The 20911-nt window shown below is 41.5% G+C and carries 13 protein-coding genes; 10 read left to right on the top strand and 3 right to left on the bottom strand.

The window, feature by feature from the left end; genetic code table 11:
• Nucleotides 1-574: 574 nt before the first annotated feature.
• Both FKX85_RS17920 and FKX85_RS17915 read right to left on the bottom strand, forming a co-directional pair.
• Complete coding sequence (locus FKX85_RS17920; RefSeq protein ID WP_141616038.1) at nt 575-2917, bottom strand: type IA DNA topoisomerase; 2343 nt, start codon at nt 2915-2917, stop codon at nt 575-577.
• Nucleotides 2918-3256: 339 nt separating this feature from the next.
• The gene (locus FKX85_RS17915) at nt 3257-4156 is read right to left on the bottom strand and encodes an NAD(P)/FAD-dependent oxidoreductase (RefSeq protein WP_141616037.1); all 900 of its coding nucleotides are present in this window, start codon (nt 4154-4156) and stop codon (nt 3257-3259) included.
• Nucleotides 4157-4543: 387 nt separating this feature from the next.
• Here FKX85_RS17915 and FKX85_RS17910 point away from each other — a divergent pair, with 387 nt between their 5' ends.
• The 3 genes from FKX85_RS17910 (at nt 4544) to FKX85_RS17900 (ending at nt 8442) form a co-directional block, all read left to right on the top strand.
• Nucleotides 4544-6271 (top strand): capsule assembly Wzi family protein, encoded by a 1728-nt coding sequence (locus FKX85_RS17910; protein WP_168196288.1) that lies wholly within the window; start codon nt 4544-4546, stop codon nt 6269-6271.
• Between the two features lie 295 nt (nt 6272-6566).
• The gene (locus FKX85_RS17905; protein ID WP_141616035.1) at nt 6567-7283 is read left to right on the top strand and encodes a sugar transferase; all 717 of its coding nucleotides are present in this window, start codon (nt 6567-6569) and stop codon (nt 7281-7283) included.
• Nucleotides 7284-7374: 91 nt separating this feature from the next.
• Nucleotides 7375-8442, top strand: coding sequence for an NAD-dependent epimerase (locus tag FKX85_RS17900; protein ID WP_141616034.1), 1068 nt, complete (start codon nt 7375-7377; stop codon nt 8440-8442).
• 187 nt (nt 8443-8629) lie between these two features.
• On the opposite strand, the gene FKX85_RS17895 is transcribed toward FKX85_RS17900, so the two are convergent.
• Nucleotides 8630-9346 (bottom strand): LytR/AlgR family response regulator transcription factor, encoded by a 717-nt coding sequence (locus tag FKX85_RS17895; RefSeq protein ID WP_141616033.1) that lies wholly within the window; start codon nt 9344-9346, stop codon nt 8630-8632.
• Nucleotides 9347-11272: 1926 nt separating this feature from the next.
• On the opposite strand from FKX85_RS17895, the gene FKX85_RS17890 reads away from it, so the two are divergent.
• From FKX85_RS17890 to FKX85_RS17860, 7 genes are all read left to right on the top strand, one after another.
• Nucleotides 11273-12094 (top strand): polysaccharide biosynthesis/export family protein, encoded by an 822-nt coding sequence (locus FKX85_RS17890; RefSeq protein WP_141616032.1) that lies wholly within the window; start codon nt 11273-11275, stop codon nt 12092-12094.
• Between the two features lie 7 nt (nt 12095-12101).
• The gene (locus tag FKX85_RS17885; protein ID WP_141616031.1) at nt 12102-14528 is read left to right on the top strand and encodes a GumC family protein; all 2427 of its coding nucleotides are present in this window, start codon (nt 12102-12104) and stop codon (nt 14526-14528) included.
• A gap of 467 nt (nt 14529-14995) precedes the next feature.
• Nucleotides 14996-15940: a UDP-glucuronic acid decarboxylase family protein gene (locus FKX85_RS17880; RefSeq protein WP_141616030.1), complete on the top strand. Its 945-nt coding sequence runs from the start codon at nt 14996-14998 to the stop codon at nt 15938-15940.
• Nucleotides 15937-16938 carry a mannose-1-phosphate guanylyltransferase gene (locus FKX85_RS17875; protein ID WP_141616029.1) on the top strand — a complete coding sequence of 334 codons (1002 nt, stop codon included), beginning with the start codon at nt 15937-15939 and terminating at the stop codon, nt 16936-16938. The genes FKX85_RS17880 and FKX85_RS17875 overlap by 4 nt, the downstream gene beginning before the upstream one ends.
• A 47-nt stretch (nt 16939-16985) precedes the next feature.
• A complete protein-coding gene (locus FKX85_RS17870) occupies nt 16986-18536 on the top strand; it encodes an MATE family efflux transporter (RefSeq protein WP_141616028.1) in 1551 nt (516 codons plus the stop codon).
• Nucleotides 18537-18539: 3 nt separating this feature from the next.
• The gene (locus tag FKX85_RS17865; RefSeq protein ID WP_141616027.1) at nt 18540-19445 is read left to right on the top strand and encodes a polysaccharide pyruvyl transferase; all 906 of its coding nucleotides are present in this window, start codon (nt 18540-18542) and stop codon (nt 19443-19445) included.
• Nucleotides 19446-19471: 26 nt separating this feature from the next.
• Nucleotides 19472-20890 (top strand): O-antigen ligase family protein, encoded by a 1419-nt coding sequence (locus FKX85_RS17860; protein WP_141616026.1) that lies wholly within the window; start codon nt 19472-19474, stop codon nt 20888-20890.
• The last annotated feature ends 21 nt before the right edge of the window (nt 20891-20911 follow it).

Below are 20911 nucleotides of genomic sequence, written 5' to 3'. Positions count from 1 at the left end.
CAGTACTATTGGTTTCTTTTGTTTTGAATACTCTCAAAAGACATAATCTATGATATTCCAAGTAAAATTACTAGCTAAAACCAGATATTTATCGAATATTTCAAACTTCTAAGTCACCAATATTATATATAGAGAGGAAATCACTAGTGTCTGGTGTTAAATTAGAGTAAATATACATTTTTAAGGTTGTCTAATTCGTAAAGGCTGATTGTTCGCCATTAAATAATTGTTCTTAAGTGGGAGATATTGTGTAATGTGTTGAGTATAAGGTTTTATTTAGTTTTCGAGCAATGCTTCTATCAGGCAAAAAACTACTGGCAGATTAGCTTAAACATGAAATATGCATTAGCCTATTTATTACGACCTGAAGCTACTTTAAAATCAGACGCTTTGCTTTAGTTTTCAACATCATCATAGCGATGCTATGCTTCTGTCTCCAAACTAACTGATTTTCTTGCATTTCAGGCTTCCCTACAATTCCTAATTAAACGTTGTGTTCATCAAAAGGATGCTTGGGTAGTACTAGTTGTTGGTCAATCCACGAGTATTATGAATGCCCGTCGTGGGGATAGTATTATTGGCTAATGATTTCAAGCACCAACTCTTTGGTAAGCGGACGCCCATTGGCCTTTCCTTTGATGTCCTTAAAAGTAAACCTAAAGTCACAACCATTTTTCCATTCACTGCAGCCATAGGCAGTCTTGCCTTTGATGATAGTTCCTTTTGTGCATTTTGGGCAAGGAGGCATTTGTTCGGGGCTGGGCTTGTTGGTGGGAGAGGATTTGAGATCGATATCCACTTGGAAGTTGTCGGTTAATCTTAAAATTCCTTCCACCTTTTGTCCATCCATTTGGAAGCCCTTGAGTTTGGTGGTAACCTTTTTCTCGATTAAACGCTGGATCTGCTTGTCTGTTAGTTTTTTGCCCATGACTTTCATAGGAACGCGTAGGTCACATCCTGTTTTCCATTGGCTACAGCCATAAGCCGTTTTGCCCTTGATGATGTTTCCTTGACCGCATTTTGGGCAAGAAACTTCAGGAAACCCTTTTGCAGCCGGTTTGGAAGATCCCTTTTTAGGGTTGGTTGGGGTGTTTTTTTTGCTGCTGTCCGAAGCATAGGGAGAGGCTAAGCGCGGTTTGTTGGATTCTTGCTTTACCTCCATGACCAGCCCTGCCACCATTTTTTTCATGTTCGATATAAACTGGATGGCACTGAATTCTCCTTCCTCGATTTCTTTCAGTTGCTTCTCCCATTGGCCAGTAAGTTCAGCTGATTTCAGAAGGTCGTTTTGAATGGTACCAATGAGCTGAATACCCATTTCTGTGGGTACAACCAGTTTTTTTCGCCGTTCGATATATTTACGCCTGAAAAGGGTCTCGATGATGCTGGCCCGTGTGGAAGGTCTTCCTATGCCATTGGCCTTCATGAGTTCCCGGAGCTCATCATCTTCTACTTGTTTGCCAGCTGTTTCCATCGCCCTGAGCAGAGAGGCCTCTGTGTAATTTTTGGGAGGCTTGGTAGTTTTTTCTTTTAGCGTAGGCTGGTGCGGTCCATGTTCTCCTTTTTCGAATGCTGGGAGGATGCCTTCTTCTTCGTCTTCCTTGTTGTCACCGTCATCTTTTTCTTTTTTGTTGTCCTTGGGAAAAAGTACCCGCCATCCTTCTTCCAGGATTTCCTTTCCTTTAGCGGTGAAGCTGGTGTTTTCTATTTCTCCGGTTACTTGGGTTTTTGCTACTTTACAATCGGGATAGAAAACGGCCAAAAACCTCCTGACAATAATGTCGTAGACTTTCTGTTCGGTGTGGCCCAGTTGTTTTTCTTCGCCGGTAGGAATAATTGCATGGTGGTCGGTTACTTTTTTGTCGTTAAAGACCTTTGGTGATTTTCTGATCTTCTTTGCCAACAAGGGCGCCGTAAATTGATGGTAACTGCTGAGCCCACTTAGTATCCCGGGGATCTTGGGGTACATGTCATTGGGAAGAAAGGTAGTGTCCACCCTTGGGTAAGTGACCACTTTCATTTCGTACAGCCTTTGGACAGTCTTGAGGGTATTGTCAGCGGTAAGGTTAAATTTATTGTTGCAGTAGACCTGTAAGCTGGTCAGGTCAAAAAGTTTTGGAGCATATTCTTTTCCTTCTTTTTGGTCTATGGCGGTGATGAAAAGATCCTTCCCTGTGATTTGGGTCAGTAAGGCTTCCCCATCCTCTTTCTTGAGAAATTTCCCCTCGGTGCTGTTGAAGATAGTGTCCCTGTAATGGGTCTGTAATTCCCAGTAAGGTTCAGGTTTGAAATTTTCGATCTCATGGTGCCTGTTGACCAGTATGGCCAGGGTAGGAGTCTGGACACGGCCGATGGAGAGGACTTGCTTATAACCGCCGTACTTGAGTGTGTAAAGCCGGGTAGCGTTCATGCCGAGCAGCCAATCGCCGATCGCCCTGGAACTTCCTGCATAGTATAAATTGTCAAATTCCTCCGCCGGCTTAAGGTTTTCAAAACCTGACTGGATAGATTCTGCGGTCAGTGAAGAAATCCACAACCGCTGTACTTTCCCTTGATAATCCGCTTGTTTTAGTACCCAGCGCTGGATGAGTTCGCCCTCTTGGCCGGCGTCACCACAGTTTATCACCAATTGGGCCTTGTTTACCAGGTCTCGGATGATCTTAAATTGCTTCTTTACACCATTATCTGCTATGACTTTCGTTTCGAAGCGCTTGGGCAGCATAGGAAGGGTGTAGAGGTCCCAACGTTTCCAAGTGGGATCATAATCCTCCGGGGGATACAGGGAACAAAAATGGCCAAAGGTCCAGGTAACCTGATAGCCATTGCCTTCGAAATATCCTTCTTTGCGGCTTTTGGCTCCAATGACTTGGGCTATTTCTCGGGCTACACTTGGTTTTTCGGCAATACAAACTTTCATTCCAAAAATGATAAAAGGGGCTGTCTCAAAAGGAGTCATTCTAAAACCTTGTATTTCCTTGTAAATACGTAGTTGAGATTCTTTCCCGATACGGACCGGGACAGGCATTGACGTCAGAATGATAATTAATCTGGCTTATGGGACAGTTCCAAAATTGAATCTTAAAATTAGTCAAGGAAAGTAATTTGCCCCAACTTTTCCTTTATTTATTGTGACAGTTCATTTTTGCGTAAGCCGTCAATGTTACTAATTGGTTTTTAGGTTGGTCTTGCAATATGGGCAAAGGGCTATCATATCCTGTGATTTCATTTAGGAAACATGAAAAGCAAATCACTCTATTTATCCCATCACCAGATCAAAATTGATCATGGCCCCGGCCTTTGATCCTCCCGCTACTGCCATAGCGACAGCACGGAGCGGGCTTGAATTGTCCCCAGCTGCATAAATGCCTGGTACGGTAGTTTCCTGTTTTTCATTGATCACCAAGTAGCCGTGCTCATTTACTTGACATCCTAGTTTTTCTGGAAGGTCAGTATGCTGTAAAAAGGGAATGGCTGCATACATCACCGGTAGGCTTATGGATGCCCCTGTTTCAAAATGGATACTTTCCAATTGTCCATTTTTATGGCTTATGGAGGTGATTTTATCCGTAATCATAGGAATGCCATTAGCCTTTAGTGCTGCCTGCTGCTCAGCGGTGAGCTCTGATGGGCCATTGGTAAGAAGAGTGAGCTCATTTGTCCAATTTTGGAGGAGCTTGCTCAGGTGGAAGGCCTTGTCACCATTGGCCATGATAGCTGTGGGCTGGCCTTTGACCTCATATCCATGGCAGTAAGGGCAATGGATGATCGAAATGCCCCAGCAGTCAGCAAATCCCTCTATAGCGGGCTTTTGGTCCGCTATGCCAGTAGCAAAAAGTAACTTTTTCGCAAAGTAGCTTTTACCAGTAGCCAACTGCACGTCAAAACCATCCTTGGATTTTGTTGTACCGATTACTTTTCCATTCATACTTTCCACGGTAGAGTAGCTGAGTACCTGTTTTAGGCCTATTTCAGCAATTTCGCTTGGCTTTTTCCCATCCTGTGTCAGGAAGTTATGTGAGTGGGGAGTTTGTTTGTTGCAGGGATTACCACTATCTATAATAAGGACTTTTCGCAAAGCGCGTCCCAGAGACATGGCGGCAGACAGTCCCGCATAGCTGCCGCCGATAATGATAGCATCGTAAGTGTTTATTTTCATGATGTGATTTTAAGTTTAAAATAGAGCTGGTAGTTAATGCAACATTATTGCGTTAATTAAAGTTTCAAGCTTTTTGATACAGGGATTTTTTGATTGCTTAAATATGAGGTGGTGTATATTTTTCTTGGTTCTACATTGGGTAAAGAAACCGGCATTGAAGGCAAAAACTTAGCTATCTGTGACGGGGAGTTTTTCTGGGTACCTCACGGAGGGATAATCAGATTTTACTTTTTATTTACGTTAGTTTCCGATGGTTAGCATGAAGCTATTATGGTGATGACTTTTTATTTACGATTCGCTACAATTTACCCTTAAGTTTTCCTGCGTTTATCTAACTTTTTGCAATAATCAGGTGTGTTGATTAGTTTATTTTCAATGATTTTAGTGATGTTCAAAGAAAAATGTAATTCCTGTAGTGGTAAGGCAGATCTTTATTTTACCATTGTAGTACTGCTTACAGGGCTTTTCTTGTTTTTGTCTGTTCAGGGGATTTATGCTCAGAGCTTGCCCTTAAACCAGCCTGTTTTCCAAGATTATATCCGCCGGGAGCAACTTATCGACACCACAAGTGGTCCTGTCAGTTTTAATGTCCGGCCTTTGTACTTGAATAAAATCGAAGATGGCAAGTACAGTGAGCTGATGGCAGAAGGCCTGTTGGGGAAAGTAGTGGACAAGAAGTCATTTGTCCTTCGAGTGATGCCAGCAACTCTGACCCATTCATTCAATTCAAATTACCCATATGGTTGGGGAAATGGAGCCGAAGTACCTGCAAAGGGCCAACAGTTTCTGTTAAATGCAGGGATTCATGTGCAGGCCGGTCCTGTAAGTATTCAGCTTTATCCACAATACCACTATGCACAGAATCTGCCATTTGAAGAATATCCTGAAGATGCGCCAATTACTTTTTTTGAGTTTATGGAGCGAGGAGTGGGTGACATTGATTTGCCGGTGCGATATGGAGATGGTCCGATTAGTGAGTTGTTGCCGGGGAATTCACATGTAAAAGTAATGTTTGGGGGATTTGCAGCAGGAGTCTCCACTGAAAATATCTGGTGGGGCCCTGCGAGATATAATCCGCTGATGATCGGAGACAATGCGCAGGGATTTCCTCATGCCACCCTTCATACCACCAAGCCTGTAAAGACCTTTTTGGGACATTTTGAAGGGCAATATATTATGGGAAGCCTGGAAGGTTCTGGCCATACTTATTATAGTGATAAGGCCTATTCATCTGTTTTTAAGCCTATTCAGGAAGATGATTGGAGGTATTTTACGGGGATCACTGTTTCGTATTCTCCCAGGTGGCTACCAGGACTTTCACTGGGGGCAAGCCGCGCCTTCCAGATCTATAGAGGTGATATGGAAGACAATATTAGAGCTTGGGTTCCGCTATTCTCCCCCCTTCCGAAAGATGGAGAGGGTGTGCTGGAGAATGTTAATAGACGAGAAGACCAAGTGCTGGAGTTTTATTTCAGATGGGCGATACCTGAGGCACACAGTGAGCTCTATTTTGAATTTATGCGTACTGATCACTCCTTAAACTGGAGAGAAACTATTTTGAATTTAGAGCATTCCCGCGGCTATGTGATAGGGGCAAGCAAATATATTCCGATGGCCAATGGGCAGTTTATTGGACTCAGTTTAGAGATGACCCAGACACAGAATTCCATTAACAATATTATCAGATGGGATGGTTTGCCGAACAGGGGACGTGGGCTCTATGATAATTACCAAGTGATCCATGGGGTAACGAACAGGGGGCAAGTCCTTGGATCAGGATTGGGAAGGAGCGGTAATATACAAATTCTAGAAATCAGCCATGTAAAAGGGCTTAAAAAGATCGCTTTGCAACTGGAGCGTTATGCTCGTGATCAGAACTTTTACCAATACGCCAATAGCAATGGAGAGCAGGTGGCACCATGGATTGATTTTGCTGTTGGGGGAAAATATGAAGATGAAGTAATTGACCATCTGCTTTTACAAGTGCAAATGAGGCTGATCAAGGGCATGAATTATAATTTTTATGCTCCCTACTACAATGAAAAAGATGGCCGTTATCGGGGAGATCCTGCCCTAAACTTAAACACGAATATTGGACTTTCCTATCTTTTTTAATCCAGAGAAGTGGTCGGCTAAGGTGATGCCATAAATGAACTACATAAAGCTTTATAGTGATATATAATAACATTTAGTTATAAAAAATATTCATTTAGTTTACCTATTATTATTTTAATTATTTAAATAATAATATATGTTTTAAATTAACAATACGGTTGTCATATGCGGTATGTGTCCGGCCAAAAAACCGGATGCGTTTCGGGTGAACCCTTTATAGCCTAATAAATCAGCACGAACACCTGGTTTTTTTTTAAATGAATTATTTCTGTCTAAAACCAAAACTTAATGTCTTATGAATGGTTCAGTTGTACATTTCAGAGAAAGTGAGAACAATGTGGGGTTAATGGATAAACCACATGTGGAAAAAAATGCAGGGAGAGAGCAGTCTCCAATGGTATCATCAGGCTTTAACAAGGCAAATTTGGTGGTGAAGAGGGCTTCAGACATCTTTATAGCGCTGATGTTTATGTTAATCATAGGGTTTTGGTTGTTTCCGATCATTGCAATTTTGATAAAATTGGATTCCAAAGGACCGGTGTTTTTTAAGCAAAAGCGTCACGGGAAGGACAATGAGCTTTTTTTCTGTTATAAGTTTAGAAGCATGGTCGTAAACCATGAAGCTGATATCAAGCAGGCCACGAAGAATGATGCACGGGTAACCCGCGTGGGAAAGTTTATCAGGAAGACCAGTATTGATGAGCTGCCGCAGTTGATCAATGTATTTAAAGGTGATATGTCCATCGTAGGGCCACGTCCTCATCCAGTGTCCTTAAATGAGCAATTCTCTTCTCAGATCAATGGATTCATGTCACGGCATCACTCAAAGCCAGGGTTGACCGGACTTGCGCAGGCCAAAGGCTACAGAGGAGAAACCGCTGAGTTTTACCAAATGTATGCTCGGTACCGCATGGATATTTTTTACCTTAAAAAGTGGAATCCAGTCTTGGATTACAAGATCATTTGGATGACCTTTTTGAGCCTAGTGCTCGACCGCGAAAACGCTTATTAATAAGGGCATATAGCTTCAAATAAAAAAAGTCCTTCGCAGCTGAAGGACTTTTTTAATGAAAAATAGATTTATTACCATTTAAGCAGTATAAATGAAGTATTTAGTGACAGGCACTGCAGGATTTATTGGCTTTCATGTAGCCTTGAAATTGCTGAAAAGAGGGGATGAGGTAATCGGTGTGGACTCCATTAATGATTATTATGATGTTAACCTAAAGTATGCCCGATTGGAGGCAACGGGCATTTCGCGTGACCAGATAGATAGTGGAAAAGACATTCGGTCCACCATTTATGAAAATTATACCTTTGTAAAGATGGACTTGGCAGATAAATCTTCCCTTTTGGAATTGATGGCTGCAAATGAGATTGATGTGGTCATCCATTTGGCGGCGCAGGCAGGAGTAAGGTATTCTCTAGAGCATCCAGATGCTTATGTGCAGGCAAATATCCAAGGCTTTCTAAATGTCCTGGAAGCTTGCCGGCATTATCCTGTTAAGCACTTGGTGTATGCCTCCTCGAGTTCTGTCTATGGGGCAAATAAAGCGATGCCGTTTTCGACAGAGCATGCTGTCGATCATCCCGTAAGTCTGTATGCTGCAACCAAAAAATCCAATGAACTTATGGCTCACACATATAGCCATCTGTTTCAGATTCCTACCACGGGATTGCGTTTTTTTACGGTGTATGGCCCATGGGGCAGGCCGGATATGGCGATGTTTCTCTTTGCTGATGCCATTAGAAAAGGAGAGCCGATCAAGGTGTTTAATCACGGTAGGATGGAAAGGGACTTTACATATATAGATGATATTGTAGAAGGGGTGGTGAAAGTGGCAGAAAGGCCTTCCCGGCCAGATCAGAACTGGCATAATTCCCCAAAAACAAGCACTTCATATGTTCCTTATAAAGTTTATAATATAGGGAACAGCAAACCTGTCAAGTTAATGGATTATATTGATGCTTTAGAAAAGGCGATGGGGAAGAGTGCCAAAAAGACAATGATGCCGATGCAGGCCGGAGATGTGGTTTCTACTTATGCAGATGTGCAGGATTTGAAAACAGATACAGGATATAGGCCAGATACCCCCCTGGAAATAGGGGTGAGGCAATTCGTGGATTGGTATTCTTGCTATTATCCTGAAAATGTTCATTCCGAGACCTAAGAATAAATTGGCCTGTGGTGTGATAAAAGGAGGCTGTCTCATAAATTTCCATCATCACTTTTTCCTATAGACAGCTGGAGAAAGGGTAGTGGATTTGATGGTTATGGAACAGCCTCCTATTGCTTGCTCGATGGATCCTTTCCATGAGTAGGCATCAGCACCAAAAGGTGGATGCCAGCGATCCGGGCTAATTGACTGACAGCACTTTTCTTTCTTCCAGAATACCTTTAAGTTTTTTCAGAAAACCCCTTCTCATAGGAATTATTTGGCCACCGACGGTTAATTCTTTGGCATTATAGGCATTGATATGGTTTACATTGATGGTGAAGGATTTGTGGATTCGGAGAAATGTCTCATCAGGCAGTTTTTCTGTGACATCCTTTAGGATATCCCGAATCGTGTAGGGCTTGGACAATGTGTAAATCTTGGTATATAGCCCATCTGCTTCCAAAACAGTGATGTCTTCGACGGGAACTGGGACCATAAAGCCTTTATCCCTTATTTTCAGGGTTTGTGGCTTGGCTTTTTTCTTGGGACCTTCTTGATTTTTAAAGGTAAGATAAAGGCAGGTCTTAAGGGTTTCGATATGAAATGGCTTTAGTAGATATCCTTCATACATAACTTTGGAAATTCTATCAAGTATCATTTTATCAGAATAACCGGTTAAGAAAATAATGGGGATATGATAGGCTTCTTTTATTTTTTTTGCCAGTTCTATTCCATCCATGTCCCCATCGATAAGCACATCCATGAGGATGAGGTCCGGTTGGCTAAACCTCAAATAATCCAAAACCATATTGCCATCTGAGATAACGGGAGATACATTATAGCCTAGGACAGTTAAAATTTCCTCCAGGTTTTCCCCCAAATCCAATTCGTCTTCAACGATTAAAATTTTCTTCATAGTCGTGGTAGTCTAAATGCGTGGTCAAATAATTTTTACTCCTAATGGCTTGCTCCCTTGACCCTTTCAAAAAGGCAGGAGGTAGCGCTGTTAGCTATGTTTGTCTATAACTGGAAGAAGTTGGTGTAATTTCCAGTTGACTTTTAGGTATGCTTTTGGGTGAATTGATGCGCAATTAAAATTATTTGTGGTGTTCTCTAAAACCTTTGGGCCGTGTTGGAGGTAAGTGTTCTTTGTGTCAATATTTGCGTATTAGTTCTACAAAATGGGTACGCTAAATGGAGTAGTGGAATGACGGTCAAAGGTACTGTAAGGTGCTTTTGGCACTTGTTTGTCTTGGTGGTTAGGTTTTTTCTCTTTGTCCTGTCATATAAATATATATTTTTCAATGATTATTAATATTTATTATAAAAATAAGAATTTTATTTTAGTAATTGTAGTTATTCGTAAATGTTCGGTATTTATTTGTAAATAAATTGTAATTGCAGGTTTTTTTATTTGTCGGTTATTTAATAAAGTGCAAATAATGTAATTTATTTGTTGTTTTTTGTTTACGATCGATTGGTTTTGGTTAACGAATTGCAAAACAAATGCCTTTTTATTGAAGTATTCAATATTTTTATAAAATACTTATTTATGGTAAAAAAAACGTAAACGATCGATTTTGTAAGGTTCGGTTGGATTTGCATGTACTGAAGGCATGTTTCCTGATCAGTATTTTTAATCAATAAAACCTACACATCACTGAAGGGAAGAGGCACATCGAGGGATTTTTTGTCACCAATTGGTGATATTGGATAAAATAGTTTTATAAGCAAATTATTGCGTGAAATCCCAGTTTTGGAAAAAGTGAAATATTATTATGAGTCACGGCAATCATACAAGTAGTCAAGCATAATTGAATAAATAGTGTTTCCGTCCTTTTATTCAGGTGCAAAATTGCTTTTAATGGGTCTTCATGAATGCTACGCATTTCCCTTGATGAAAAGGACGGAAAATCCAGTCCGGTGGTGAGCCCTTTAAATTGGGAAGGACACGTTTTCCAGGGAGGACAATACGTTACCCAATTTAATTTAAGAAAACTGCTCCGGCCTGAAAATGAATGGATCTCGCTGTTCCACGACGCGAGCTAATTCATTTTCTTAACGGCCTGCTCATTTTTCTTAAACCGGTCTCACCAAGGGACTTCCTTAACTTTCCAAATCACATTTTGGAATGGTACCACTACGTGTAAAATTACCGATAGTCATTAAGATTATTACTGGCGTCCGAGAAAACAATCGTAAAATTGAAAAAAATCAACTGTTTACACCCCTAAATCCCTTAAAGGGGACTTTCTAAAGCCCCCCTTTAGGGGACGGGGTCATTTTAGGGATTAGAATAAAAACCCTCAAATTTCTATACAAAGAGAGCTTTTGATCATATTTGAAATTTAGTCGGATGTCAGTAAAAGATTATTATGTTTTTGTTTTTGTAATAATTGGAATGAAAGAATATAAAAATGATATTTTTTATACTGTATTATTGTTTGTTTGATATTAAAGGGTAGTTTTTGTAAATAAACATTGATATATAGGCTGGGTTAAGTTAGGTTTTAGAATTAAGGTGATGGTTAAAGGCTGAAAAATGGTGTAAATGCTACTTTTTGTGTGATTTTCGGTGAAATGGGGTGTTCATGAAGACTTGAAAACAACGCCTTGTACGTTTGGTTTACAAAATCTGTCATATGTTTTTGAAAATTTCACTTTTCGGATGATTCGTTCCAATTTTCACTTGTCAATAGCCCAGAAGCCTTGTTGAAGTAAGCATTCAAATAACCTGTTTACCACAGTGACTTACTTCCAATCCCTGAAATTTGTTAGAGGGAATATATGAATGACTTATAAAAATCATTCAAAAAACATAGCCTTTATTTAACTAACTATTATGACCACCAACTTTAGAGCCTGTGCATTGCCACTGGTATTGTTGTTTTGTTTCGCAGTGTTTTCCTGTGTTCCTAATGAGAAAGTGATTTACCTCCAAAACCAAGAAGGTAAAGAGCCGATTCCTGATGAACAACTCATTAGCTACGAACAGCCAGAGTACCATTTACAGTATAATGACATTATAGATATTCAGGTCATGACAGCTGAAGATCTCATCGAATATGGGTTTAACAGCAGTCAGTCCAGTTCCACTAGCAGCATGATGATGGGACAGATAGCACAGACAGGCGGTGATGTGTATTATATGACCGGTTACTCTGTCGACGTCAAAGGAAATGTGCGCATTCCGATCATAGGAGAGCTGAATGTCATGAACCTTACAGTGGAAGAGGTGAGAGTAAAAGTCCAGGAAAAGCTAAAGGACTTTCTTTCTTCCGAGTTTTACGTGCGAGTGAAGCTCGGAGGAATACGCTTTTCAGCCATAGGAGAATTCAGGCATCCTGGCAAGTATGTGGTCCTGCAAGACCGAATGACCATTTTTGAGGCCATTGCCCAAGCAGGTGACTTGAGCACGGTGGCCAAAAGAGACGAAATATTACTTATCCGTCAATACCCTGAAGGAACGAAACTACATAGGATCAATTTGAATGATCGGCATATCATTGAATCTCCCTACTATTTTATCCAACCAAACGATCAGATCTATGCTGAGCCCATGAAAGTGAGAGAGATAGGCTCAGGTGTCAATGCCACCCAGACGTTGACCCTGATTACTTCATCCATTACAGCATTGGCTTTACTTCTTAACCTTTTTAATTAACCAACCTATGTTAGCGAAGAACACCCATGTAAATCAGCTGCCTGAGCTTAATCAGGAGGAAGATGTGGACGTCAAGACCATCCTTAATAATTACCTGAGGCACTGGAAGGTAATTGTGGCCTGCACTATTTTGGGGATTCTTTTGGCCTATGCTGCTAGTAAAGTGATGACTCCTATTTATAAGGTGAACGGCTCTGTCCTGGTAGGAGAAGAGTCCCAAGATCTAGGCGCGGACTTTCTGGGGGCGAGTTCTTTGCTTCAGCCAAAGAATAATATCGAAAATGAAATTGGGATTCTTACCTCCTATGCGCTGACAGAGCAAGTCGTGGAGGAGCTAAAGCTAAACGTGTCTTATTTTGAAGAGGGTGTTTTCTCCAAAAACAGCTTATACGGTAATATTCCACTTAATATCACTGTAAACTGGAATAGGGAACAGCTGGTAGGGGGGATGCTGGCACTGGAAGTGCTCAGTGAAGAAACTTACCAATTATCTATCGATAATGACGCTCTCTATATCTACAATCCTAAAGATCCCTACTTCAAAAAGGAGTTGGAGGAAGAATTGGAAGGATTGACAGGAGAGCATAAGTTTGGTGAGACGGTACAAGGAGACTATTTCGAATTTCAGGTAAACAACATTTCCGGTCAGCCTGGAGAAATTCTGTTTTTTAAGTTTTCCGACACTCATTCGCAGGTGATCAAATACCAAAAAGCCATCAGTGTCGCACCTACTAATAAACTGGCATCCATCCTTCAGATCAGCATGGAGACGCCCATTAGGAAATTGGGGCAGGACTTCATCAATAGCCTTATGCGCGTCTATCTTGAGCGGGAGCTTAGTGAAAAAAATAAGGCTACTGCCAATACCATAAGTTTTATCGATGATCAGCTCAATGGAATTACGGATTCCCTAAGCTATTTTGAAAATAGACTTCAGGAATACAGGACCAAAAATCATGTGTTTAATCTCAGTGAGGAAGGCGTGATGATTTTTGAAAGACTCCAAGATTATGAAAAACAACGGAGTGAAATCGAACTGAAACTGGATTATTACCACACCTTGGAAGATTACCTTCTGGGAGAAACTGAAGAGGGGCTGGTGGCCCCATCCATCATTGGAAATACTGATCCATTATTAAACAGCCTTGTAGTCAAACTGTCCGAACTTCAGACTGAACGTTTGAGGTTAAAATCCACCTATTCATCATCCACACCGGCTTTAGAACAGATCAATACGCAGATCAAAACCACAAGACAGTCGGTTCTGGAGAATACTAAGTCAGCCAAAAATAACACGAAAAGTTCGCTGGCTGAAATTACTAATCGTATCAATCAAGTGGAACAGGAAATTAACAAGCTGCCAGAGACAGAGAGAAACCTGTTGGGGATACAGCGAAAGTTTTCTATCAATGAAAACATCTATTTGTATTTGCTCCAGAAAAGGGCGGAGTCTCAGATCGTTTTGGCTTCCAATACACCTAAAAACTCCATATTGGATACCGCAAGGGCAGCTGAAAAACCAGTGGAACCTAAAACCCTCATCAATCTAGTCCTGGGGGCATTTGCCGGTTTGATCTTGCCTGTAGGGTTTATTTTCGTTAGAAACTTTTTCAATAATAAGGTAGAGGATCCCAAGGAACTGGAGGAACAGATTCCTACCCCGCTAATAGGAATGATAGGGAAAAGTCCGTCGAAACAGGGAAATGTCCTGACTGTCATGAAAAAGCCAAAATCCACTATTTCGGAAAACTTCAGAAGCCTCCGTGCAGATATGACCTTTCTAAGCCCGGGTGCAAAGAAGCTGACCATACTTTTTACCTCATCGATATCAGGGGAAGGTAAAACATTCTGTTCTGTCAATTTGGCCTCGGTATATGCCATGATGGGCAAAAAGACCATTTTGGTCGGTTTGGATCTTCGGAAGCCAAAGATTGCAGAGGAATTCGGAATGATCAACGACCGTGGAGTGAGTACTTGTCTGAGTGTAGGAATGCCCTGGAAAGAGGCAGTCAAACCATCTGGCTATGATAACCTAGATGTGCTCCTTTCCGGTCCTGTCCCACCAAATCCGGCGGAGCTTTTGGCGCAAGGTTATTTTAAAGAAATGATCGGAGACATCAAAGCAAATTATGATGTGTTGATCCTTGATTGTGCACCTGTAGGACTTGTTTCAGAAACAAAGGAGCTGTTCTCTCTGGCCGATATCAATATGTACGTGTTTAGACAAAACTATTCGCCTAAAGCAAACATCCAACTCTTAAAGGGATTGGTAGAAAAAGGCGGAGTGAAAAAGATGTATTCGCTATTAAATGACGTCGATTTTGAAATAGGACAGTATGGTTATGCCTATGGATACGGTTACGGGTCAAATGGATACCATGAGAATGACAGAGAAGAATCTAATTGGCTAGGCAAACTAGTTGGTAAAAAATAAACCCATTATAGCCTCTTCAGCATTTGTTGATAGTTGATTTAGCAGGCGTCTCGGGCAATGTCCGGGGCGCTCTTAAATCAGAGCGAGTAAGTACTTTGATGGTGGATTTTACTGAAAAACACCAGTTGATTAACGCTTTTGGCAGCATGATAAAAAGCCCTAAAGCAGACTGGTTCACTTAATTATCAAATTAGATCATTTAATTAATAATCATTGATTTTATATTAAAAAACATATTCAATTGGTGTTTTTTAATATTATATTTATAAATAATAGTTTTTATAACGTCTTCATTAAGTTCATGAAAAATGGGACTGACGGGGCGAAGCTGTATCCAGGCAGCACATAATCGACTCATAACGTCAAGGCAACCCAGTAACTATTTATGACAGTGACCTGTCTGTCAATAGCAGGTAGCTCCGGAAGCCTTAGAAACTTTACCAATTATTCACCATTTGAAGCAAAAGATGAAAAGAATTTTAGTGACAGGAGGCTCGGGATTCTTAGGATCCCACCTCTGCGACAGACTGTTAAAGGAAGGGAATGAGGTACTCTGTGTGGACAATCTTTTTACCGGTCGAAAATCAAATATTCATCACTTGTTAGATGAGAAAAACTTTGAATTCCTCCGGCATGACATCACCTTTCCGCTATATGTGGAAGTAGATGAAATTTATAACCTAGCCTGTCCGGCCAGTCCGGTTCATTATCAGTTTGATCCCGTGCAGACGGCCAAGACTTCAGTCATCGGGGCGATTAATATGCTGGGGCTTGCAAAGAGGCTAAAGGCAAGGATCCTTCAGGCCAGTACATCAGAGGTGTATGGCGACCCAGAATTGCATCCGCAACCTGAAAGCTATAAAGGCAGTGTCAACACCACTGGGATCAGGGCATGTTACGACGAAGGAAAGCGGTGTGCAGAGACCTTGTTTTTTGACTACCACAGACAGCATGGCGTGGATATCAAGGTCATGCGGATATTTAATACCTATGGCCCCCGGATGCACCCTAATGATGGAAGGGTAGTGAGCAATTTTATCGTTCAGGCGCTAAAAGGGGAGAACATTACCATTTTTGGGGATGGGATGCAGACCAGAAGCTTTTGTTATGTGGAGGACCTGATCGAAGGAATGTACCGATTGATGAATTCCAGAGAGGGGTTTACAGGGCCTGTCAACATCGGAAATCCTGGAGAATTTACCATGCTGGAATTGGCGCAGGAGATATTGGATTTGGTAGGAAGCGGTAGTCAACTGAAGTTTTTGCCACTTCCTCAGGATGATCCTATGCAGCGTCAACCGATTATCCACATGGCAAAGAAAGAGTTGGACTGGGAACCTAAAGTAAGGCTGAGAGAAGGCTTGATAGAGACCATAAATTATTTTGATAGAATTCTAAAAGTACCCGTATGAACCGGATTGTTAATGTGGTGCTTTCAGGTGGTGTAGGGAGTAGGCTATGGCCGCTTTCCAGAAAAAGCCGTCCAAAGCAGTATTTGCCTATTTTTGATGGAGAAACGTTGTTCCAAAAAACTGTGTGTAGAAATCGGCCGTTTGCTGATGAGATACTGGTGGTGGGTAATAAGGATAACTATGAGTTGTCCAGAAAGGATATGGATGGGAGCAATCTTGCCGCATACACGGAGCTCGTGGAAGCCAGTCCAAGAAATACCGCCGCTGCCATTGCCTTTTCGGCTTTTCACAGCCATGAAGAGGATGTGCTTTTTGTGACGCCCTCGGATCACCTGATCACGCCGGGGGATGCCTACGAAGCTGCGTTAAAGCGTGCGATTGAGCTGGCCACACAGGGTAATATTGTGACCTTCGGTCTGAAGCCTAGTCATCCCGAGACGGGCTATGGCTATATTGAAGCTACGGGAGAGGATGTCAAGGCATTCCATGAAAAGCCAAGGCAGGAAAGAGCCAATTACTTTTTTGAAAACGGAGGTTATCTGTGGAATTCAGGGATGTTTTGTTTTAGGGCAGGTGTATTTCTTGAGGAGCTGAGAAGATATGAGACCGAGATTTTTGATCAAGCTTACGGTGCCTATATGCTCAAGAAGGAAATTTTTCTGCCTCAAGAAGAATCACTTCAAATCCCGTCACTTTCTGTTGATTATGCGGTGATGGAGCGATCAAAGAAGATAAAGGTAGTTTCCGCTGACTTTGACTGGTCAGATATGGGGTCTTTTGAGGCAATTTATGATTACTTCAAGGAGAAAGGGCATTATCTGGATGGATCAGGAAATATGGTGATCGGGACTGATACTCATATTGAATTTACAGGGCTTAGCAATACGCTGTTGATATTTACCAATGATGCGGTGTTGGCATTGAAAAAAGAAAATTCCCAAGAGGTGAAAGAAGTGTTTCAGCGATTGGAAAACGAACGGCCAGAACTGGTCATGTAATGATCTCACCAGTCGAGGAGCCACGTACCAAATAGTATCCATTAAACATGAACGCAGCAAATAGGGTAGTCTTTAATACAGGAATCCAGTATGGCAGGATAATCGTTTCGGTGGGGATTTCACTGTTTACGACGAGGATTGTCCTGGATGCATTGGGAGCGGAGGACTATGGGATATTTAATCTGGTTGCTGGGGTGATTGTGATGCTTTCTTTCCTGAAAAATGCCATGGCCACCTCTACCCAGCGGTTTTTGTCATTTTATCAGGGCAAAAAAGATAAAGTGATGCAGGCTAAAATATTTTGGAACAGCTTGTTCTTCCACTTCTTGTTGGGGATTGTATTGTTGGTATTGCTGGAGCTTGCTGGACTTTTCCTATTTGATGGTTTTCTCAATATTCCCCTGAACAAGCTGGATGAGGCTAAACAGGTCTATCATTTCATGATAGTCAATGTGTTTTTTCTCATCTTATCCGTGCCCTATAATGGTTCGCTGGTGGCACATGAAAATATGATCTATGTGGCATTGGTAAACATCTTAGAGGTATTGTTAAAACTGGCCATTGCCATTTTCCTTTATCATACTATAGGCAGCAAACTCGTGATTTATGGACTATTGATGGCCGGAATCAGTAGCGTCAGTTTTATGGTTTATGCCATTTACTGTACCAGGGCTTATCAAGAATGCAAGATAAAAAACCGGACGGGGATCGAAACGTCGCTGTTGAAGGAACTGGGAGCATATGCCAGCTGGAATTTATTTGGTTCCCTGTGCAGCTTGGGCAGGACACAAGGATTAGCGGTGATTTTGAACCTGTTTTTTGGGGCCATCATTAACTCGGCATATGCCATTGCCAACCAAGTAGGTGGGCAACTGATGTTTTTATCCTCCACCATGCTAAAATCCATCAACCCACAGATCATGAAGAGTGAAGGGAATGGGGACCGAAAGCGCATGCTGCGGCTGGCGATGATCGCCAGCAAGTTTGGTTTTTTTCTGTTGAGCATTGTGGCCGTTCCATTCATATTCGAAATGAACAATATTTTGTCCGTCTGGCTGAAGGATGTCCCTGATTATGCAGCGATATTCTGTCAAATGGTATTGGTAGGATCCATTATCAATCAGCTGACCATTGGACTTCAGTCTGCCATTCAGGCGACGGGGCGAATAAAGGCCTATCAAGCCACTGTCGGAGGGGTACTTTTGATGAACCTTCCCTTGGCATTTCTATTACTGAAAATGGGCTTCGCAGCTTATTCGGTTTTGGTGGGGTATATCGTAGTGGAATTTATCGCATGCTGCCTGAGGCTATATTTTCTTAATAGATTGGCAGGGCTTTCTGTCCGTCAATATATGGACAGGGTGATCCTCAAGGAAATCATTCCCCTGATGGTTTTGGTGGGGACCTGTTTGTTGTCCATCAATATATTTGACTTTGAGTTTAGATTTTTACTGACCATTGTTTTGGCAGCCATCGGAACTGCTATTGCGATAAACTTCTGGGGACTTTGTGATGACGAGAAGGAAATTGTCACCAAGGGACTATTAAAAATCAAGCAAAAAATAACTAAAAAAAGGAACTGGCTTTTAAATAACTGATCTATGGAATATTTATACTATAAGTCGAAAAAAGGAAATTTCGGCGATGATTTGAACGGCTGGTTATGGCCACAGCTTTTTGGCACTAACGGATCATCCAGTGACTTTTATTTTGTAGGCATTGGCTCCTTGCTGCATAATGACAGCCATGTGGTGAAGGGATTGGATGCCGGACGAAGAAAAGTAGTCTTTGGCACCGGGGTAAAACCCTCAAAGGTCTATGCCAAAATGAGCCTTGATGATACTTGGGATGTGATGTTTCTTCGTGGCCCATTGTCGTCCGGGGAACTAAACAGAAAAGATCCTTATATTACCGATGCGGCTTATGCAATCAGGCTGCTGGATGATTTTGATAAGCTGAGCCAACAGCCTAAAAAATATAAAATAAGCCTGATGCCTTATTTTCACTCTACCGATTACTTTGATTGGCAAAAGATCTGTGACCAACTAGGTTATCATTATATATCGCCGCATTCAGAAAAAGGAGTTGAATTTACACTTCAGGAAATAGCTGCATCAGAATGCCTTATCACAGAGGCCATGCACGGAGCGATCATGGCGGATACTTTGCGGGTGCCATGGCATAGATTTATCCTTTCGACACCACACACCGAGGGAGGAAGAATATCTGATTTCAAGTGGACGGATTGGCTGATGTCGATCGATATACCATTTCCTCAGAGCACCTATATTCCTTTTTATCAAATGGGGCCAATTGGCAAACTGACCAAACTGCTGACCAAAAACCATGTTTCGCTGGAGTATCTTCCAAAGCAAAAAGTGAGCAAAGAGGTAAAGGAAAAACTCAAGGATATAGATATGTTCTATTTGTCCACGGACGAAACCATCGGGGGGATAGACAGCAAAATCCATCAAAAGATAGCCGATTTTAAGGCACAGTATTTATAAGGTTTCAAAGGTACCGATAGACCGGGATGAATAAGTTTGTAATCGCAGGAATTGTTGTGCTGTTTTGCATCCTCAAGTGGGCATATCATAACTACAAAGGGGAGCACTCCAATCAATTCTTGATCAGCCTTTTTGTTATACTGATTGCCTTCAATTTCAGCTATCCTATTTATTCTTACTTTGTAGCTTTTGATTTTGGCGATATGGAGGTGGATAAGTTGGGGGCATTTGGAAACCGCTACCGGCTGAATTCATTTTTTCTGATTGTCCCACTCTGCATGTTTCTGGGACATTATAAGTTGCCTAAATTAGGAAACTGGAAAAATTTCTGGTTGTGGGTGGTGGTGGCTTTTGTCGTGATTTCTTTGTTAAATCCCATTAATCCATTTCCCTTATCCGTGTGGGTATTTGTATTTTATGCCTTTCAGCTCTTGTTTTCCCTGGCTTATCTAAAAGCCAATTTTAAGCGTAGCACCATTTTCAAAGGATTGTTTTTCGGATTCTTGTTCGTTACTGTCTTGCAGGCGATCATTACCGTTTTCTATCCTATTTTGAACGTATCCTATTTTGCAACGCTTTTTAAAGGAGAGGTTACTTTAGAAGCTTCGTTAAAGAGGGAAGGGTATGTTTCGGCCATCGGTATATTTGGTCACCCGGGCCCGTTGGCAGTATACTGCCTGTATGTTGGGATTTTCTTTTTTGCCTGTTATTTAAATAATTATCGTAGGAAACTGTCTTTTGGGTTGCTGTTTGCCAATATCTTCATTATTCTATTTACCTTTTCCAGGACCACTTACATGACGTGTGTTTTGGTACTGGTATTTATGATGGTAGCCTTTTTTAGCAAATCCAGTGTGTTTTCCCTGAAAAATATAATATTGACCACCACAGGCATAGCCCTGCTGCTGTTTATCTTATACCTGACGCCTTTGAGCGAATTGTTTTTGGGGAGTGATTTTGACAGCCAGATAGAGGTGAGGCTATCCTCTTGGCTTTTGGGGTACAAAATCTGGAAGGTTGCCCCTGTTTTTGGAGTAGGGATAAATTCCCATGTCTATTATATGGCACATTTTCTGAAAATCACAGAAGACCTGTTTATCCTGGAGTTTTTGACCACTAATCCCATTCACAATATCCATATGATTGTACTAAGTGAAACGGGAATGGTGGGCTTTGGTCTTTGGCTTGCATTTTTCCGATCAAAGATATTGGGACGTTTGAAAGTCATCAAAACGAAGGTGATGATTCCCGATATACTGAATTTGACCTTTGTCGGGGTTTTGGTAGCGTTTATACTATATGGCATCTTCGGATGGGCACCGTTTTACCGTGAAATCATGGCCACTGCCTTCGCCCTGTGTTATTTTTCTTATTCGAGAGAGGAACTACAGCAGCTAATAAATATTATGCTGCTGAGATCAGCAAAAGAAGTAGCCAATGGATGATTTCTTTTTGCCTATAAAAAT

It is taken from the genome of Echinicola soli, from assembly GCF_006575665.1.
GTDB classification, from domain to species: domain Bacteria; phylum Bacteroidota; class Bacteroidia; order Cytophagales; family Cyclobacteriaceae; genus Echinicola; species Echinicola soli.
The sequence above is the reverse complement of the archived record's forward strand: the minus strand, read 5'-3'. Positions and strand labels throughout refer to the sequence as shown.

What these genes read in the sequence shown, in the direction of transcription:
- FKX85_RS17910 (WP_168196288.1), top strand. Translation starts at nt 4,544, where the DNA reads ATGTTCAAAGAAAAATGTAATTCCTGTAGTGGTAAGGCAGATCTTTAT.
- FKX85_RS17875 (WP_141616029.1), top strand. Translation starts at nt 15,937, where the DNA reads ATGAACCGGATTGTTAATGTGGTGCTTTCAGGTGGTGTAGGGAGTAGG.
- FKX85_RS17900 (WP_141616034.1), top strand. Translation starts at nt 7,375, where the DNA reads ATGAAGTATTTAGTGACAGGCACTGCAGGATTTATTGGCTTTCATGTA.
- FKX85_RS17860 (WP_141616026.1), top strand. Translation starts at nt 19,472, where the DNA reads ATGAATAAGTTTGTAATCGCAGGAATTGTTGTGCTGTTTTGCATCCTC.
- FKX85_RS17870 (WP_141616028.1), top strand. Translation starts at nt 16,986, where the DNA reads ATGAACGCAGCAAATAGGGTAGTCTTTAATACAGGAATCCAGTATGGC.
- FKX85_RS17880 (WP_141616030.1), top strand. Translation starts at nt 14,996, where the DNA reads ATGAAAAGAATTTTAGTGACAGGAGGCTCGGGATTCTTAGGATCCCAC.
- FKX85_RS17905 (WP_141616035.1), top strand. Translation starts at nt 6,567, where the DNA reads ATGAATGGTTCAGTTGTACATTTCAGAGAAAGTGAGAACAATGTGGGG.
- FKX85_RS17865 (WP_141616027.1), top strand. Translation starts at nt 18,540, where the DNA reads ATGGAATATTTATACTATAAGTCGAAAAAAGGAAATTTCGGCGATGAT.
- FKX85_RS17885 (WP_141616031.1), top strand. Translation starts at nt 12,102, where the DNA reads ATGTTAGCGAAGAACACCCATGTAAATCAGCTGCCTGAGCTTAATCAG.
- FKX85_RS17895 (WP_141616033.1), bottom strand. Translation starts at nt 9,346, where the DNA reads ATGAAGAAAATTTTAATCGTTGAAGACGAATTGGATTTGGGGGAAAAC.
- FKX85_RS17890 (WP_141616032.1), top strand. Translation starts at nt 11,273, where the DNA reads ATGACCACCAACTTTAGAGCCTGTGCATTGCCACTGGTATTGTTGTTT.
- FKX85_RS17920 (WP_141616038.1), bottom strand. Translation starts at nt 2,917, where the DNA reads ATGAAAGTTTGTATTGCCGAAAAACCAAGTGTAGCCCGAGAAATAGCC.
- FKX85_RS17915 (WP_141616037.1), bottom strand. Translation starts at nt 4,156, where the DNA reads ATGAAAATAAACACTTACGATGCTATCATTATCGGCGGCAGCTATGCG.